Origin of the sequence: Sporomusa sp. KB1, assembly GCF_007830295.1 — a bacterium.
GTDB lineage: Bacteria > Bacillota > Negativicutes > Sporomusales > Sporomusaceae > Sporomusa.
This window is the reverse complement of the sequence record NZ_VLKC01000002.1, coordinates 3,198,425-3,216,377: the sequence shown is the minus strand read 5'-3', so window position 1 is coordinate 3,216,377 and position 17,953 is coordinate 3,198,425. Positions and strand designations below refer to the sequence as shown.

Here is a 17,953-nt window from a genome sequence, read left to right as displayed (position 1 = left end):
ATTACTTATTGCCGCTAAAGCCGTATGGTAAAGGATACTGTCCGTTAAAATTTCGTCCATAAAAAACTGCTACATCAAATTGAGGCTGCCCCTGACGGTAAATAGGAACATTGCCCTTAAACTCTATCGTCTCAAAGTACGGAGCCAGCTCTTTGGGGACATCAACCATATTCTGCTGGCCAATAATCAAAGCATTCTTACCTGAGAAATCGGCAGGATTATGCATAAAGGCAAAGTGATGCGGTTCATTTGTCAGACATAAAAGTGGCAGCGTACCACCCATAACGTAATCAATCTTACCCGCATCAATCCAATGTCTTGCAATAAGAAACTCTACCGTAAGTGAACTGTCCAAAAAGCCGCGTTCTGCCAGACTTTCCGGCAAACTTGTCCAATTAAGCGCCTCCCAGGAAGGATCACCCTGAGTAAACCAGTCTGGTTTTGCCGTCTTTATCCAGCCATTAGCCGTATGACTCCCCAAAACAATAGCAATAATAACAAAAATAGTAACGGAGAAAATCAGCCAGCTACGCACTGAGCGACGACCAAACTGAAGCCAGCCAGCAACAGCTTGACCCAAGAGCGGAAACACCAATAAATATCCTGGTGCCTGCCAATGGAAAAGTCCCTGTGCTCCCCATAAAGGTGCAATAGTGAATAATAGGATCGGCCCTGAAGCCAGACAACACAAAAACCAGCGTTTATCCTGCAACCCACTAAACCTCGACCTGGCAGGACCACGGCTAATTCCTTTGACAAACTGCCAGATAAGCGGCAGCCAAATCCACGGCAGTACCCACACTGCCTGTCCGGCAATATTAGCAAGCATCTTGCCTGGATAAAACCCGCTAACTGCCCCACGGCTACCTTGAAACACAAAAGAAACCCAGTCATGCTGAGCATTCCAAATCAACACAGGAGAAAAAATGACAAAAGCGATACTAACAGCCAGATACGGCCCTGATGTTGCCAGGACCCAACGACGATCCCGGCTGGTGATTAAGTAAATAAATAAACCAACGACTAACAGCACCGCATGATATTTACTCAAAAGCCCCAGCCCTAAAAACACCCCGGCAACCAGCCACAAAGCTAACGATTGACCGCGGTCTGGCGGGAAAAACAGATGACTGAGTAAGTAAACTACAACCATCATGCAAAACATCAGCGGACCATCAGGCAATAACCAACCACCGCCAGTCAAGCCAAACACAGCTGAGACAGTAAGCAGCAGCGCTGCCCACACACCAGCCCATTCACTAAACAGTCTGGCAGCAAGCCGGTACGAAAGCCAAGTCGTCCCCGCAAACAATATAATAAACGGCAAGCGCAAAATCGCTGGATTCTCACTGCCAGTTACATATGTCGTCAACCAAATTATCCATAAATGTAGCGGCGGATGATCAAAATAGCTTAGGCTTAACTGCCTGGCAACGGCTGTGACATAGGTCTCATCAACTCCCAGGCCAATGGTTGCACCTAATGCCAGTCGTACCACAAAGCCGGCAATAATAATCAGCCATACCGCACTAAACGGCGAGAAAATAATCGGCATAGAAATCTCCTTTAGGGCTTAATCGGCTTGATCCGGGCAGCTTTCATACTTGCTTGGGCCGCTCTGAGCTTAAGCACCATCCATATCGCTTCCCGAAAGATAGACGAAGACATCTTAGATTGACCTTCCGCCCGTTCTTCAAATATAATAGGAACCTCTTTAATTGTAAAGCCTAATAAGAAGGCTCGATATGTCATCTCTATCTGAAAAGAATACCCGTTTGACTTAACATCGTCAAGGTTAATTGTTTCCAGGACCTTGCGACGAAAGCACTTAAAGCCACCAGTAAGATCATGAAAGGGCAAGCTGAGAATAGTACGGGAGTACAAACTGCCGCCAAGACTGATAAAACGGCGAAACAGACTCCAGTTAGTTACACCACCGCCAACAACATAACGGCTGCCCAAAACAACATCACAATCAGTAATAGCTGTCAAAAATTCAGGCAAGTACTTGGGATTATGCGAAAAATCTGCATCCATTTCAAAAATAAACTCATAGTCCCGTTCTAGCGCCCATTTAAAACCAGCAATATAAGCAGTACCCAAGCCTAGCTTGCCTAAACGTTTTAAAATAAATAGACGTCCCTGATATTCACTTGCCATAAGGGTTTCGATCAAATCACCCGTACCGTCCGGCGATCCGTCGTCAACCACCAAAACGTGGCTATCGGGAGCATACTTATAAACCAGACCTAATAAATCCCTAATATTATTTTTCTCATTATAAGTTGGAATAATTACAAGTTTCATAGGGTAGTTGCTGCCTCCTCGCGCTTGCCGCGTCTGTCATTAAACGTAATTGCATAATTAAGCGCAAAATTAAGAACCCCGGTCGCAGCAATGGCAATAAGTTGGGCAACCATCGCATTAATGCTAACTTGTTCAACCAAGACCTTTAAAATTGCCAAATTGACAAGTAAATTAATAATACTACAAGCCACAAATAAAATATACTTGCGCCGCAAACTCTTATCAAGCGCCCTGCCTTTAAAGGTCCACAGCAGATTCCAGATAAAATTATTGGTAACAGCCGCCAAAAACGATAACACCGCCGCAGTCATATAGCTTATACCCATCGCCATTAGCGGGACATATACGGCCATATTGACGCCCACACCAGACAGCCCAATTACAGAAAACTTGGCAAACATTTTAAAAACCACAGTATTGGTTCTCCTTCGCTGAACTCTATCTTATCCAATACCTATATTATATCCCAAGGTAAACATAAGTCATTATAATGTTGTTTGTCCCTATAGGCAAGAAAATTATAGCAAAAATTGTCTTACAAATTAAAAATGAGGCCATATAACTGCCTCATTTAGCATAAACCAATTATTTACTTGTTGCAATAGTTTCCTGACGACAAGCAACTTTGAAATCATCAACTATTTTCTATGGCCGGTAGTTACGCTGGATAAGGATCTCAACCCGCCGGTTAGCCGCCCGGCCTTCTTCCGTATTATTGCTGGCAATAGGCCGGTATTCACCGTAACCGGTAGCACTAAACCGTTCTGCCTTAAGTCCGGTATCCTGAGCCAGCAAAAATCTCATGAAATTTACCCCACGCCGGGAACTTAGTTCCCAGTTAGAAGGAAATTCACTGGTATTTATTGGAATAATATCCGTATGCCCTGACACCGTAACTTTTTGTGTAAGCGGCTGCAAAAGTTTGGCTATCTGTTCACCAAAGCGGCGTGATTCCGGTCTAAGCGTTGCACTTCCTGATGGAAATAATGCTGTATCTTTAATTCGAATCATCAACCCATCATCAGTCAGCAAGGTTACCAAGTCATTGCCTAACCCATTTTCGGCAATATATTTATCCAGTTTCTTCTTAGTCTCAACCAACTGAGCTGTTTCCTGCATATAAGCCTTCTTTTCATTAGTCGCACCCGCATCTATAACAGTCGGTAAATACGGTATCGGTGGAGCCTGACTGCCATTTTCCGGCTGAGGCGGTTTAGGGTTGTCCAGCAATGCCGGACTACCACTAAACGCTACATTAAATGAAGCTTTTATCTGATCAAATTTTTTCGAATCAACCTGAGCGGAAGCAAACAGTACAATAAACAATGCCAAGAGCAATGTCAAAATATCAGAGTAAGGAACCAGCCAAGTCTCATCCGCATGTTCCTCATGATACTCTTTTTTTTTCTTTCTACTCATTATTTACCCTCCGGTTTAGGCTTTAATAAGTCCCGAACCTTCTGCGGAATAAATACCAGCAGCTTGGACTCAATAGCCATTGGTGAATCACCGGCTTGTAGCGATAGTATGCCTTCAACCATCATTCGCTTTAATTCCACTTCATCTTTGGATACTAACTTAAGTTTATTAGCAAATGGATGCCAAAGCACATACCCGGTAAATATACCAAGCAAAGTTGCAACGAACGCGGCAGCAATCGCATGCCCTAACGCTTCTATATCGTTTAGGTTGCCGAGAGCCGCAATCAGGCCAATTACCGCACCCAAAACACCGAGCGTAGGCGCATACATACCAGCCTGGGCAAAAATGAGCGCCCCTGAGCGGTGGCGTTCTTCCATGGCCTCAATATCCGCATCAAGTACATCCCTAACAAAATCAACATCCATACCGTCAATAACCATACTCATACCATTTTTCAAAAATGGATCATGAATTTCTTCCAACCTGCTCTCTAAGGCAAGAATACCTTCCCGCCTGGCAACTTGAGACAATTCGACAAACAAGGTTAGTAAATCAGATTTAGAAATATGCTCATCCTTTTTAACCAATTTTTTGCATAATACCGGAAAGTTCTTGATTTGATCCATCGGGAATGCATTAAGTAACGCAGCCGCTGTACCAACAATAATAATTAAAAATGCTGCGGGGTTTATCAGAGCCGTCAGACTAGCGCCCTTAAGCACCATACCGACACTAACGGCCACAATACCCATTACTACACCAATAACTGTTGATTTTTCCAATGAAAGCCCTCCCTATAACCTGTAGGCAAAGTACCACTATAATATATATCGCATTTTTTTTGGCGTAATTAAGGAAATTCTCTAAACATAAAAAAAATCCTGCCATTTATGACAGGATTTCCAAAATTATGGTAAACAATCTGGACAAAATACCTCTTTTAATTACGCATTAGCTGCAGGCGGCTGATACGTTCTGGTAGCTAATTCTTTATCCAAATAGAATAACCCCGAGCTTTTATCACCAACCATTTTAAGTTGTTCAAGAATTCCACTAGTAGTAGACTCTTCCTCCACCTGTTCAGTCACAAACCATTGTATGAAGATTTGAGCAGCAACATCTTTTTCCTCAACAGCTACTTCGTGAAGCTTATTAATGAGATCTGTAACATGCTCTTCGTGAGCTAATACTTTTGAAAAAACATCAACCGGCTTGCCAAAGTCAGTCGGCGCAGCATCAATTTCCTTAAGTTCAAGCTCACCACCACGCGCGAGTATATAATCAACAAACTTCAGCGCATGCATAGTTTCCTCCTGGTACTGTACCCGCAGCCAATTAGCAAACCCCTTCAGACCTTTAGACATACAGTAGCCAGACATAGCCAAATAAAGATTTGCTGAATACATTTCCGCTTGAATTTGGTCATTAACTGCTTTTTGTAATTTTACACTAATCATTTGTATTTGCCCCTTTCCCTTTTTAACTTTCGAATAACAAATTTTAGCGTTATCTAACTAATATTTATTACTCATTTTTATCTTAATCTTAGTACGCGAGTCAAGACTCCCGCCTCTACAGGCAGCGTTTGTTCATCTGGAGTAGACTCCCCACCTGAACAAACGATGTTTCAGCTATGCTGAAACGCATTATTTTTCCAGATATTGCTTAAATTCTTCCAAAGTCTGAACCGGACGTTGACAAGCAAAATTTTCACAAATATAGCCAGTGGCTCGGCCACCAACAGCTACTTGCCCGGCAGCTACCGGGATTAATTCCGAATTATCGGTTTGATATTCCGGATTATTATAAATAACAGTCGTTTCCGGCATAAACCGCTGTCTAGCCAACGCCAGCATAGCCTGAACCTCAGTGTCTTCTTTGTCCCCAGCAATAACAATATGGCTGGGAGCTGACAGGTAATAGTCAAGCGCCAGCAAAAAGAAAGTATAGGCCCGGGGATAATGCGTAACTTCAGAGCTAAAACAAGTAAATATCGCTTCTACCATCGCATTATACTCATTGTTATCCGTTAATCGTGCTAGTTTGAGCAAAGCCAACGCGGCCACAGAATTACCTGAAGGCATAGCACCATCATAGATTTCCTTGGGCCGCAGCAAAAGTTCTTCACTATCATTTCCGGTAAAATAAAAGCCGCCATCCCCACTGTCCCAAAACAATTCCTTAAGGTCCAAGCTGATATGAATCGCCTGCCGCAAATACTTCGGATTAAAGGTTGTTTCATAAACCTCCAGCAGACCCCATAGCAGAAAAGCATAGTCATCAACATAACCTTTATAAGCCGCATCACCATCCCGGTACCGTGCCAACAGTCGTTTCCCATCCGCAGCAGTCAGCTTCTCAAAGATAAACTCCACAGCCCGCTCTGCAGCCTGCGTGTAATCCTCGCGTTGCAGTACTCTGGCAGCCTTAGCCAATGCCGCAACCATTAGCCCATTCCAGGCAGTTAAAATCTTGTCATCTTTAAACGGATGTTGCCGTTGCTCACGTACCTGATATAATTTTTCCCTAGCCTCAGCCATTTGAGACTCAAGCTCATTAATATCAAGATTATTCTTGGCAGCATAATCATATAAATCATGGTCAATCAAATTTATAATGCTTTCCCCTTCAAAATTGCCATTCGGGGTGACATCGTAAGCATCAGCAAATAACTCGCCCAGTTCCGGGCCCAATATCGCCAGAATCTCCTGGCGGGACCAAACGTAGAACTTGCCTTCAACGCCTTCTGAATCTGCATCCTCTGCCGAATAAAACCCGCCTCCGGCGTTAGTCATATCCCGCAGGACATAGGTAATGATCTCTTCGGCAACACGGGCAAAATCCGGATCAGCAGTACACTGGTATGCTTCCACATAAGCATAACACAACAGTGCATTATCATAAAGCATCTTTTCAAAATGTGGTGCCAGCCATTTATTATCGGTTGAATACCGGGCAAACCCAAAACCAAGATGATCATAGATCCCGCCCCGACTCATGGCATCCAACGTCTTTACAACCATAGCAATGGCTTTTTTATCCTCTGACCGCCGCCAGTAGCGTAATAAAAACAATAAATTATGCGGTGTTGGAAACTTTGGCGCCGCCCCAAACCCGCCATAAGCAGGATCAAAATCATGTAAAAGCTGAGAAAAAGCCTTCTCCAGCGTAGCCTGCGACAACTGTCCCTTCTCCGGTTTAACCGTCTGCGGCCGTAGCGATTGGGATAGCTTTTCGCCAATCTCCTCAATTTTATCCCGGTTCTGATCCCACTGTTCCTTCAGCATTGACAACACTTCAAGCAGCCCCGGTCTGCCCCACATAGCATGCTTCGGCAGATAAGTCCCCGCAAAAAACGGCTTCTTCTCAGGCGTCATCACAATCGTCAGCGGCCAGCCGCCCTGCCCAGTCACCGCCTGACACACCGCCATATAAATGTGATCGACATCTGGCCGCTCTTCCCGGTCAACCTTGACTGCAACAAAATAATTGTTCAGCAGCGCAGCAACTTCCAAATCCTCAAAAGATTCGCGTTCCATAACATGGCACCAATGGCACGTACTATAGCCACAACTAAAAAAGATCGGCTTGTCCTCTTCTCTAGCCTTCACAAACGCTTCTTCGCCCCACGGATACCAATCTATGGGATTGTGGGCGTGTTGTAGTAAATATGGACTCTTTTCATTCGCTAGGTGGTTAACGTGCTTGGTAGACATTAGCATCACCTCGTTTTTTATAGCTACCATTTAGGATTTGCTTCGTGATGGTTTTGCATACATTATTGCGCAATAGATAATTGTTATTTGTTAGGATTAGATTTTATTATAATTGGTATGTTGTGGTAAGTCAAGACAAAATGTATAAAAATAGAAAACCAGCATAATTAATGCCGGTTAAAATCATTTGATACCATATATTTCTAAATAAAATTATTAGTCGAGTACATAATGCAATAATAACAGACTCTTTTCGTGAACTGGTTTATTAGTAGTCTTGATTTACACAATAGACTCTTCATATTCTTCCCGTAAATAAATATTCTAATTAACAAACTCAATAGGATAAAAATTCCAAAGAATCTTCCACATGCCTTTATCATGCCCTCTAACATATGAGTTACACTCATCATCTTGATAAATAAGCCTAAAAGTATGATTATGAATAACTTCATTGCTATTCAATTCAAAAGTTAAAGCGGTATCAATTTCGCTTATGGCTGGTGCCTCATCTCTTATATTGATTATTTTGAAATTGGTCATTTGTTTCTTCTGAAAGATCTCTCTGACTTCTTTAGCGACCTTCCCTACAGAATCAGTTGAAGGACAAAGCTTAGTTGTACACTGTGCCATTTTTCCATAATTACTTTTTTTTAGATACGTTAAAAATTCAACTAAAGTTCTCTCTGGACTACCTAATTCATATTCTTTGTCTTCCCCCATCTCCGGAACATCCAGACCAACTATCATTTTTCTTGGACGCCAATCTGTAATCGTCTTTTTTTCTTCCTGAATCTGGCTATACTGTTTTAGCGATTCAGTTAGTGATATTACATTTTCTTTAAGCGTAGGAGGTTTGAATACTTTCTCAATTCCCTTTTTCCCGTCCTTTAATGCTCTTGCCCAATCTCCAATGGCAAATAAAGCAGCCCAACTCTTCGCAGCCACCATCTTATTACCATACCCTAAGTCTCTGCCATGAAGTATTCCATTCCGATATGGCAGTCTTATTTCCTCACTTGTGGTTTTTTTCCTAGATTTCCCGAAAATGCATGCTAATTGATTTAATCCACTATCATGTGCTGCAATAGAATCCCATATAGATAAGTTAACTTCTGACGCAAAAAAACCTTTCTGTTCAAAATCATTTACAAATCCATCAATCATCATGAGAATAATAGGAATGCATGCGTAATATCGTTGAGCTAAATAATCATCAAGTGCATTATAAGTAAGATTAATTCTTGGACGAAACTGTTCTATTCCCTTTAGTCGCATGATTGAAAAACGAAGAGTATCCTCACTGTAATAATCAACGAGAATCTGCTCTGCTTCATCCTTGCTCCCACTTTTTGCAAGTTCAACTGATTTTAACATTATATCGAAGTTCATCGTTTCATATGCAATCCAACCTTGTTCCGAAAAGAAAGAATTAAATTCATCTGGTGTTTCTTTTATTTGATTATACTGTCGATTGAGCTCAACTAGTTTATTAAAACTTTCATCCATCTTATCATTCTTCAAACCTATTTTTGATGCCATTTTATACATTGATGATAAAATTTTATAACCCTTAAATTTGAAATCCATTTCTTTAAAAGAGTAGTTATCTTTAATCTTTTTTGCCAAACACATTCACCTCTTTTCCTAAAAAAATTCGAAAATTACGACATAGACATCTAGGCACGTTCCTAACATTGTCAACATTTTGCCACATACTTCTAGTACTCTCTCACTTGGGGGGCAGTTGCCAAAACGAGACATCTCCCATCGTCACTATGAACTTAATTGCATGCCTTCTAACTTTCAATTTCACCTTCCATAGAGTTAGCGCTAAGACACATATTATTTTTCTTTGCTACTCCTTCTCACCCAAGCATGTCCAAAAGCTTGACCTAGCAGCTTAAAAAACAGCCTTAAAATATCTTAAATTTTTAAAATCTTAGTTGCATGTTCAGCTACTTTAACCGCCAACATTTTTTCCCCTAGACCTAAAAGTAAACCAAGAAGTAGAGCCACTTTTGAATCATAGTTTAACATATTAGTTGATAAAGCCCCAAGCTTAATGACTACTGCTTCTGTTGAAAAAAGTAATCCAACAATAACAGCTAATAAACTGACAAATAATATTCTAATAGTTGGTTCAAATCTATCTTCTTCAATTATATGTAATTCATCAAATTTAAGGTCAACTTTTCTAATTCCAAATGAAAGCCAAACCCCAACTGTTGTTCCAATTAGCATTATAAAAAAGTTTACCCACATCAAACAGGTTTCTATTGGAACATAACCATAAAAAAAAGATATCCAGGTAAGATAAAAGCCTATAAAGCATAAGACTGACCTGCCTAATGATTTTATATATTTATTTTTGATTTTTCCAGCTTCTTGAAAAACTATTTCCTTTTTTAGTGTCATTAGCCCTTCACAAGCAATTATTGGAGTAACATTCTCAACTTTTAAACCTGCTTCTGCTAAAGATAATAATTGTTCATAATATTTATTAAAGGAAATTTCATCCTCTTTAAATATTCCCCTAAGAACAATTAATGTTTGTTCTATATCTAAACGTAACTGTTTTTGTTCAACGGGAATTTCTTTTTCGTCAACATCTGTATATACTGCAAAGTCTATATCTTTTTCTTCTCGGAGTGATCGTATATAAAAACAGCCTTTACTCATTTACTTTACCTTTTGTATCATCTTCTGATGCTGTAGGTCTATCCCTTGGAGGTGAAACTCTGTAACACCCATTTCTACCTGAATCCTTTTGGATAATTTTACTATATTCAAGTTGAGCATCTATTTTCTTCCTTACTGAAGAAGATGATGATGATGAATTTTTCTTACCACTATCATTAGTACTATGAGATGCTTTTTTAGTTCCCGTTTCACCTTTTGTTTCTTTTTTCATATCTCGCCCTCCAACTTCAATTAATTCTCAAGGTCTTGGGATACAGTATCGAGTAGAGGCGGAACTCACGTTCCAGCCTCGCTCACGGAACCGGACTTGCCCTAGTCGGGATAGAATTCACAAGGATACAGCGGGACGGTTCGCTCTGTTTCCTATACACCACCATTGTTTCTTATGTTACTTAATTTGTCATACAAACGCCAAATTCCTGCCAAATTGATACAAATTTAGCAGGAGTTTCTCTTTATTGCCTCAGTTAATTCATTTGTATAAAACCTCCGTCAATGCTTTGTCTAAGGTTCGTTATAAATTCAATATTGATACACTCAAATTTAATAATGCAAGTTTTGTACATAATTTTTGCAACTTTTGTCATCATTTCTTGCAAGTTTCGTACGTGACATAATTTATTAAATGATTGATATTGGAAGAAGCACCGGGACGTACACTTTGCTTCTGTTGTGCCAGCCCTGTTCCCCCTCCAGAAGTATAAAATCAAGTGTTGTTGCGAAGCAGATTTTGCGTCCTCTTGCTTCTTCAACGCCGGAATGAATTTGACTAAATGCAGGTTAAAAATTGCTCCTGTCTCCGGAATAAAACGCCGATCATGTTACGGCAGGTTTATCCCAGCACGATAACATGATCGGAGGAACTTAAGTCTTTTAATCATATTTCCTTTTAGTAGCCTTCACTTTGCCAATGATATATATTTCGTTTTGTTCTTTATCAGAAAGAATCACAGGTGGATATTTAGGATTAGCAGATTGCAGAACAATATTCTCATCTTTTTTATAAACACGCCTTAAAGTAGTTTGTCCATCACCCAGTGCAACAAAAGCCAAGTCCCCATTTTCAACATCTAGCTGCTCACAAACAAGAGCTAAATCATCTCGCCGTATACCTTCATTAATCATGCAATCGTCTTTAATCTGAAACCAATAAAATTTATTCTCATTGTTTATATCTTCACTGTCGGCCCATTCTTCACCAAGACTCTGTTCATAGACAAGCAATTTATCAGCAGTAATTTTAACTGCCCCAACCACTGGCAGAAATCTCCCTTTTTCAGAGCCGGCAGAATGATTAGATTTTCCCAGCAGTTTGTCTATGCTTACATTATAAAATTCAGCAAGAGTAGCTACAGTACTTAAATCTGGCTCTCGAACTCCTTGTTCGTAGTTATTTAGCCGTGCCCTTGAAAGGCCAGTGATATCAGCTACTTGCTGTTGTGTAAGTCCCTTCTCGTTTCTTAGTTTAGCAAGATATATAGCAAAAGTAGGTTTATCCATCAATTCACCACCTTGCTAATATTATAAGAAACAATTTGTTTCCAGACAACAACAGGCACGAAATGTTTCAAATTTAATTGACAGATACAAATTATGCCATTAAAATATTAAGTATAGAAACAATTTGTGCCCAAAGAGGTGCACTTATGAGAAATGAATTCTTGATAAGCCTTCGCGGTCAAAAGTCGCGTAAAGCTGTAGCTAAGGACCTACGGATTACTCCACAAGCATTAGGACTTATTGAACGGGGTGAAAGAATTCCCAGGCCGGAACTAATGAAACGGATTGCTGATTATTACAATAAAACCGTTGATGAAATATTTTTTGATAGTAGATAATGCTTACTGACAACTCGTGGCTGAAGGCTTGGGGAGTTATTCTGAAAAAACGCGGAAATAGGGAATTTATTTTGAATTGGACGGATACGTTTTGAGATAATTTATGAGCAGTATATCTACGCCTATCCGTATTTTAAATAAATTCCTCTAATTTTTACATCAATAGGATTGAAAAGTGCTGCTACTTCGCTCTTTAGATCTGCCGCAATATCGAAAAGGTTGTCTTCCGTATCGGAGTTTTCCGCTCGGCTCTGTAAGGTGCTAATAATTTACGGTGAAATCACCTATGATTCCACCTGCATAAGAGGTGATGAGTGTGCGGGGCTTCTACAATTATGCTCCATTAATACTTGCCATATTGGGAATATTAGTTGGTCTGACAGGCTATTACTTGGATATAATTTTACAGATTAAGAGCCTGCTATGGGCAGGAATCGCTCTGATGTTAAGCATAGTCGGATTTACAACCGGCAGGCTGATCCACAGGCTGGATTTGAGTTCTCACACCGATTCTGTAACAGGCTTATGGAATAGAAGGTACTTCTGCTTACGGCTGGCTGAAGAAGAGGCCCGCGCGCTCCGGAAAAAGGCACCGTTGTGTGTGGCTATGATCGATATAGACGACTTTAAAACAATTAATGATAAGTATGGGCATGCCGCCGGGGATTTGTTATTGTCTGATTTGGCGGCTATTTTTAAAAATAATGTTCAGCCCACAAACATCGTTGCACGTTGGGGTGGCGATGAATTTGCCATTATCTTTTCCGGAACTTCTTTACTGGAGGCTTATGCGGTTATGGAGCGAATTCGTCATAAGATTGAGGCACGTTTTAGTTCTTCCTATGGTCTGGCCATAAGCGCCGGCGTCATTCTGCTGGAACCTGGCCAAACGCTACAAGATCTATTACTAACAGCTGACCGGGCCTTATATAAGGCAAAAGCCAAAAAAAACTTAGTCATTACGCTGGCGGAACTGCCATGTTAATGCGCGGAACATCAGCAGAATACAAAAAAAGAGAAGGGGAGTTATACGATAAAATTCGCGAGGTATCCGATGAGTTTGCCCGGCTTAGTAAAGCAGGCATGGATACAACTGAAGCACTCCGGCGACTGGAGGCAGCCTTGACGGAGTTTGCTCTATTGAGGATACAAGGGGAGGATACAAGCAAGGGGGCGGTTATACTGTTTCCTAGGCTTTAATCACAATGTTAAATGTAAGTCCACTTATTCGCGCTATTTGTCTGATTGATACTCCTTCACTTGCTTTAAGCTGTCTTAAATATCCATCTCTTTTTGTTTTTTCCATAGTTTGCAAGTCTCTAGTCTCTATATTGCCCAACACTTGCTTCACAATTTGTTTTGCCTCTTCATCCGTTAATCTGGGTTTGTTCTTTATTTCAAAAAAATTTGCTCCTTGCTCATTCATGAAATCCACAAATATTTCTTTTGCCTTTTCAATGTCTTGCGAAAATATCTCAAAAACAAAAGTTGTATCCACTATGCGAGGATGCACGTAAAAATGGAACAAAAATAGAACTCCTTGTATTTCCTGGATTCACGGGCATTTTCATGTTCCGGTACATGCTATTAACGTATCGGTCAAATCCATAATTCACCTAGCTTTGTAACATCGAAATATTATTCCATAACATGTCACGAAATAAAAATAGACCTCCGCCAATAATTTGACCAATGTCTTATTTCCATTGTGATCAGAGTCATCCAGAACCCCTAAATGCACCTAAACTAGTATATTCAATATACATATATTAACCAAAAGCAGGGACGATATGTCGCTTATTCCGCTTGCTTAATAGCATTTATTTGGGTCAAATAATATAACAATAAAGAGATTAATTAAAGGCCACTGTACTGCATTAATAGCAATAGCATAGATGACAAAACATATTTCTTATTTATGCCATTTATGGCGAAGTTTAGGCTTGTTATTATGAAACTTTCCTTCCCCGCCGCTGCCTCTATAAATAAGCCAACCGATAAAAGCCAACGACAATACATTAGCAAACATCCCGCTGATAAGACCAATATCAGCTAGTATGCTGATGACTGTGATGACGCTTAAAAATATCATGGACTGCCGCATATCAACCCAATATCTGCGGCGAAGAATCAGATAGCATACACCAAGCACCGCAAGGTCAATTGACACCCAAATAATTTGGCCAAATACGAATCCTTTGACAATGCTACCGACAATCATAACGACCATTAAGTAAAGCCAGGTGGTACTGAGCAAAATCATCACCCCACTATTTCATATAGATAAGGTACAATAAGTTTCGCAAATTGAAATACGGCTAAAAAAGAGGACAAGTTTGCAGTTCCCCGGTAAAATGAAGTCACCACACACCATTTACCGAAAGGGGAAGAGCAAACATGTCCAAAGAAATTATACAGTTGAATGAAGAAATCATCAAGGTAGAACTGAAGGAACTGGTGCGTAGCAGCGTGGAGGAAACGCTCAATAACTTGCTGGATCAGGAAGCCAAAGACCTAACCCAGGCGGCCCGATATGAGCGTACTGAAACCCGTCAAGGTTACCGCTCCGGTCACTACGACAGGCGGTTGACTACTACCTCCGGCGATGTCACGCTGAAAGTTCCCAAGCTCAAGGGCATTCCTTTTGAAACCGCCATTATCGAACGCTATCGCCGGCGGGAAAGTTCCGTAGAAGAAGCGCTCATCGAAATGTATCTAGCTGGCGTATCCGTCCGGCGAGTGGAAGACATCACCGAGGCTCTGTGGGGCAGCAAGGTATCGCCGTCCACCATCAGTGAGTTGAATAAGAAGGCCTATGTCCACATTGAAGAGTGGCGCAGTCGGCCGCTGCAAAGTGGTAAGTATCCCTATGTTTACGTCGACGGCATTTACTTACGCCGCAACTGGGGCGGTGAATATGAGAATGTGAGCGTATTGGTGGCGATTGCCGTCAACGAAGACGGCTACCGTGAAGTGCTGGGAGCGGCCGAAGGCATGAAAGAAGACAAAGTCAGTTGGCTGGAATTCTTCAAATGGCTGAAAAGCCGCGGTTTAACAGGCGTCCAACTGATCATTGGTGATAAATGCCAAGGGATGCTGGCAGCGGCAAATGAGGTCTTCCCCCAGGCCAAATACCAGCGCTGCACTGTTCACTTTTACCGCAATGTCTTTTCAGTTGTTCCCCGCTCCAAGGTCAAAACGGTTGCGAAAATGCTCAAAGCGATTCATGCGCAGGAAAGCAAGTCCGCTGCCCGGGAAAAGGCGGCACAGGTAGCAAAAAGCTTGCGCGACATGAAACTCAAAGAAGCGGCGGCCAAAATCGAGGAAAGCATCGAGGAAACGCTTGCTTATGCCGACTTTCCCGGCGAGCACTGGACAAGAATCCGGACTAACAATGTGATTGAGAGACTCAACCGGGAGATCAGGCGGCGAACCAGGGTCGTGGGTGCTTTCCCGGATGGGCAGTCCGCTCTGATGCTGGTCTGCGCCCGCCTTCGCCACGTTGCTGGAACCCAGTGGGGCAGTAAAAAGTATATGAATATGAAACATCTAGAAAATACCGACCCTGAGTCGGATTTTAGTGATGACTGATTTTACTACCTAGGACTGCAAACCTTTTTGCGAAACTTTCTTGACACTACCTTCATATATCTAATTATACGCCTTTCTAAATAAAAAAACAAAATGAGCGACATTGTCTCCATTTATTCCTCAGTAGTGGTATATACAAAAGAACCAAAGCTTGGAGCTTTGGTTCTTTCTATCTTCATTAAATATAATTTATAGAAACTTATTACTTTAATGAACATGGCACCACTGTCATATGAAAAATGGAACACCTTGAATTTACTGGCGGCATAGGCATTTTCATGTTCTAGTACATGCCATTAGATTGTTCCATAACATGCCATTTTAGATTGCCGAGAATCCATATGATTCCTGGCTTTGTAGCCTCGCAATTTTACTCCATAACATGCCACGATATTTAAAGAGTATTAAAATAACATTAGTCAATAATTTGACCAAGGTCTATTTTAAAGCGTAAGTCAGAATCACCCAGAGCCCCTGCACTCAATAAAAATGGTATAGTTAATATGATATATGGACTTGATGTTAATATCTATACATTTCGCTGCCCACCAATACGCTTCTCCGTACGGGGTAAATAGCAAATTATTTGCTTTTTTCAATTCTCGCCGCTACTCTGTGCCATAAGTGTTTCTTTAAGAAACTTCTATCTACACTTTCTTCCAGATCCAGAAACATTTTGTATGGAACAGAAAATGATAGCATATCAGCTTCGACCATGGGGCGCACTGTAATATCAGTCAAACCCACGACCGCTCTTGGATTTTCCTTTTGTGCTTCGGCATATGGAACAAGAAAAACAGACTGACACCCTGAGCTAAAAGGTATCATTACATTTTCATTTCCAGGTCTATAATAGTTTGCGAGTACTGTAAGTGCTGATAACTGATCATTATTAACATAAAACACAATTAACTCAGGTAGTTCCTTAGTAGGATCAATCTGTGACAAAGGTTTAAAAATGACGTACTGGTAGGAAATATCAGTTATTGGCAAGCACTCAACAAACTCTGTTCCTAGCTCAGGATCTTTTTTATATCCTTCTCCTTCAAATAGACCGTTTTTACCAACTGACAAAAAATATTCAATCCCATCTGGATAATTTGGATATTGACCAAATCCTAGTCCTACTTTACCCCCTGGACATCCTGTAGTTTTACGTTCAAAAACTGATGTTTTCCCTTTTGCCGCCGCAATAAATAGCGGAATTGTACAACTCCACTGCCCTTCTTTACCCTGAAGTGCCCCTTCCGGTTTTTCATTGCTAAGCAAAACAGCTACCGGTTCATAACGCAAGCTCAATTCTTCAACTAAACGGCTTTCCATATTTTTCCCCCACTTTGTTTTCTAATTTAACATGACTCCAAATATATCACGTTATTTGAACTATTTTGTGCAGTACAATCCTATGAACATCCCCCCTTTTAATTAGCTACATTTTTAAATAAAACAAAACAACGTATTAAATCCATACATAATAATCATCATAATAGTTTGCAATTGTAGTTGTCATGACAACTGCAATTGCAAAAAAAAACACCTATTTAATATTATCGTAAATTTGATTTAACATATTTTTTAATTCTGTCACTTTATGTTCTTCTATCCCTGTTGTTGCTTTATCTAATAATTCTTTAGCTTTGGGAATTAATTGTTCCCGCAATGCCCACCCGCTGTCAGTCAAAAATATTTGAAAAGCTCTCTTATCCTCTGGATGAGATTTTCGAACAACTAAACCTTTTATTATTAACTTTTCCAGAATGCGATTCGTGTTCGGTTTATCTTTAAAAGTCAAATCTGACAACTCTTTAGGGGTAATACCTTCTTGTTCCCATAAACAGTTTAATACCGCCCATTGCTCTGGAGTCACATTATTTTCTTTAAATCGTTGAAACAATTCATTTTTTAATTTTGTATTAACTTTACTTAGAATAAACCCTAATGAATCATCTAATTTAAAATTTATTTATATCACCACCATAGTTGTCCTGACAATTATATTATATCTCATTGTAATAATCAGTCAATATAAGTTCAGAAAAATACATCAGATAAATCAGCTATAATTCAATACAATATCAAGCCATCTATAATGTTTCTTTAAAAGAAGCACCGGGACGTACACTTTGCTTCTGTTGTGCCAGACCCCGGGCCCCCTCCAGAAGCATAAAATCAAGTATTGTTGCGAAGCAGATTTTGCGTCCCCTTGCTTCTGGAAAAAATCTTGATAGCTTAACGCATTTGCGCCATGAACTAGCCCGGTATATTGACTGGTTTAATAATATCCGGATTCTCATGGTTCGCTCAATTACTTAACACCCGTTCAAATTCGGCAACAGCCTTTATAAAAACAGTCCGACTAAGTGCTGACAATCCAAT

19 protein-coding genes are annotated in these 17,953 nt (G+C 40.6%); 4 read left to right on the top strand and 15 right to left on the bottom strand.

Going from position 1 to position 17,953, the window contains the following annotated elements; genetic code table 11:
* Nucleotide 1: 1 nt before the first annotated feature.
* From SALPA_RS18510 to SALPA_RS18460, 11 genes are all read right to left on the bottom strand, one after another.
* A complete protein-coding gene (locus SALPA_RS18510; RefSeq protein WP_145097345.1) occupies nucleotides 2-1,555 on the bottom strand; it encodes a glycosyltransferase family 39 protein in 1,554 nt (517 codons plus the stop codon).
* Nucleotides 1,556-1,566: 11 nt separating this feature from the next.
* Nucleotides 1,567-2,307, bottom strand: coding sequence for a polyprenol monophosphomannose synthase (locus SALPA_RS18505; protein ID WP_145097342.1), 741 nt, complete (start codon nucleotides 2,305-2,307; stop codon nucleotides 1,567-1,569).
* Complete coding sequence (locus SALPA_RS18500; RefSeq protein ID WP_255451259.1) at nucleotides 2,304-2,720, bottom strand: GtrA family protein; 417 nt, start codon at nucleotides 2,718-2,720, stop codon at nucleotides 2,304-2,306. Before SALPA_RS18500 ends, SALPA_RS18505 begins: the two co-directional genes overlap by 4 nt.
* A gap of 232 nt (nucleotides 2,721-2,952) precedes the next feature.
* Complete coding sequence (locus tag SALPA_RS18495) at nucleotides 2,953-3,726, bottom strand: flagellar motor protein MotB (protein WP_145097339.1); 774 nt, start codon at nucleotides 3,724-3,726, stop codon at nucleotides 2,953-2,955.
* Complete coding sequence (gene motA, locus SALPA_RS18490) at nucleotides 3,726-4,511, bottom strand: flagellar motor stator protein MotA (protein WP_145097336.1); 786 nt, start codon at nucleotides 4,509-4,511, stop codon at nucleotides 3,726-3,728. The genes SALPA_RS18495 and motA overlap by 1 nt, the downstream gene beginning before the upstream one ends.
* A 162-nt stretch (nucleotides 4,512-4,673) precedes the next feature.
* Nucleotides 4,674-5,186 carry a ferritin gene (locus SALPA_RS18485; protein ID WP_145097332.1) on the bottom strand — a complete coding sequence of 171 codons (513 nt, stop codon included), beginning with the start codon at nucleotides 5,184-5,186 and terminating at the stop codon, nucleotides 4,674-4,676.
* A gap of 189 nt (nucleotides 5,187-5,375) precedes the next feature.
* The gene (locus tag SALPA_RS18480) at nucleotides 5,376-7,445 is read right to left on the bottom strand and encodes a thioredoxin domain-containing protein (RefSeq protein WP_145097329.1); all 2,070 of its coding nucleotides are present in this window, start codon (nucleotides 7,443-7,445) and stop codon (nucleotides 5,376-5,378) included.
* A 324-nt stretch (nucleotides 7,446-7,769) separates the two neighbouring features.
* Nucleotides 7,770-9,074: a hypothetical protein gene (locus tag SALPA_RS18475; protein WP_145097326.1), complete on the bottom strand. Its 1,305-nt coding sequence runs from the start codon at nucleotides 9,072-9,074 to the stop codon at nucleotides 7,770-7,772.
* A gap of 297 nt (nucleotides 9,075-9,371) precedes the next feature.
* Nucleotides 9,372-10,127, bottom strand: a complete 756-nt coding sequence (locus SALPA_RS18470) for a hypothetical protein (RefSeq protein WP_145097323.1) — start codon at nucleotides 10,125-10,127, stop codon at nucleotides 9,372-9,374.
* Entirely contained in the window at nucleotides 10,120-10,359 is a 240-nt protein-coding gene (locus tag SALPA_RS18465) for a hypothetical protein (RefSeq protein ID WP_145097321.1), read from the bottom strand. Before SALPA_RS18465 ends, SALPA_RS18470 begins: the two co-directional genes overlap by 8 nt.
* 662 nt (nucleotides 10,360-11,021) lie before the next feature.
* Nucleotides 11,022-11,648, bottom strand: a complete 627-nt coding sequence (locus SALPA_RS18460) for a LexA family transcriptional regulator (RefSeq protein WP_145097318.1) — start codon at nucleotides 11,646-11,648, stop codon at nucleotides 11,022-11,024.
* Between the two features lie 146 nt (nucleotides 11,649-11,794).
* On the opposite strand from SALPA_RS18460, the gene SALPA_RS18455 reads away from it, so the two are divergent.
* The 3 genes from SALPA_RS18455 to SALPA_RS18445 all read left to right on the top strand — a co-directional run bounded on the left by SALPA_RS18455 (nucleotide 11,795) and on the right by SALPA_RS18445 (nucleotide 13,186).
* Nucleotides 11,795-11,986: a helix-turn-helix transcriptional regulator gene (locus SALPA_RS18455; protein ID WP_145097315.1), complete on the top strand. Its 192-nt coding sequence runs from the start codon at nucleotides 11,795-11,797 to the stop codon at nucleotides 11,984-11,986.
* Nucleotides 11,987-12,302: 316 nt separating this feature from the next.
* Nucleotides 12,303-12,971 carry a GGDEF domain-containing protein gene (locus SALPA_RS18450; protein ID WP_186451129.1) on the top strand — a complete coding sequence of 223 codons (669 nt, stop codon included), beginning with the start codon at nucleotides 12,303-12,305 and terminating at the stop codon, nucleotides 12,969-12,971.
* On the top strand, nucleotides 12,965-13,186 hold the full coding sequence (locus SALPA_RS18445; RefSeq protein ID WP_145097310.1) for a hypothetical protein: 222 nt from the start codon (nucleotides 12,965-12,967) through the stop codon (nucleotides 13,184-13,186). The genes SALPA_RS18450 and SALPA_RS18445 overlap by 7 nt, the downstream gene beginning before the upstream one ends.
* Here SALPA_RS18445 and SALPA_RS18440 read toward each other — a convergent pair.
* Entirely contained in the window at nucleotides 13,176-13,484 is a 309-nt protein-coding gene (locus tag SALPA_RS18440) for a hypothetical protein (protein ID WP_222428048.1), read from the bottom strand. The two genes, SALPA_RS18445 and SALPA_RS18440, sit on opposite strands and share 11 nt — an antisense overlap.
* A gap of 414 nt (nucleotides 13,485-13,898) precedes the next feature.
* Nucleotides 13,899-14,243 (bottom strand): hypothetical protein, encoded by a 345-nt coding sequence (locus SALPA_RS18435; protein ID WP_186451128.1) that lies wholly within the window; start codon nucleotides 14,241-14,243, stop codon nucleotides 13,899-13,901.
* 140 nt (nucleotides 14,244-14,383) lie between these two features.
* Between SALPA_RS18435 and SALPA_RS18430 the strand changes: the two genes are divergently transcribed.
* Nucleotides 14,384-15,577, top strand: a complete 1,194-nt coding sequence (locus tag SALPA_RS18430; RefSeq protein ID WP_145088854.1) for an IS256 family transposase — start codon at nucleotides 14,384-14,386, stop codon at nucleotides 15,575-15,577.
* 582 nt (nucleotides 15,578-16,159) lie between these two features.
* Here the strand turns inward: SALPA_RS18430 and SALPA_RS18425 are convergent.
* Together SALPA_RS18425 and SALPA_RS18420 are read right to left on the bottom strand one after the other, a co-directional pair.
* Nucleotides 16,160-16,900: a DUF169 domain-containing protein gene (locus tag SALPA_RS18425; RefSeq protein WP_145097305.1), complete on the bottom strand. Its 741-nt coding sequence runs from the start codon at nucleotides 16,898-16,900 to the stop codon at nucleotides 16,160-16,162.
* A 214-nt stretch (nucleotides 16,901-17,114) separates the two neighbouring features.
* Nucleotides 17,115-17,471, bottom strand: a complete 357-nt coding sequence (locus tag SALPA_RS18420) for a MarR family winged helix-turn-helix transcriptional regulator (protein ID WP_255451258.1) — start codon at nucleotides 17,469-17,471, stop codon at nucleotides 17,115-17,117.
* Nucleotides 17,472-17,953 lie beyond the last annotated feature (482 nt).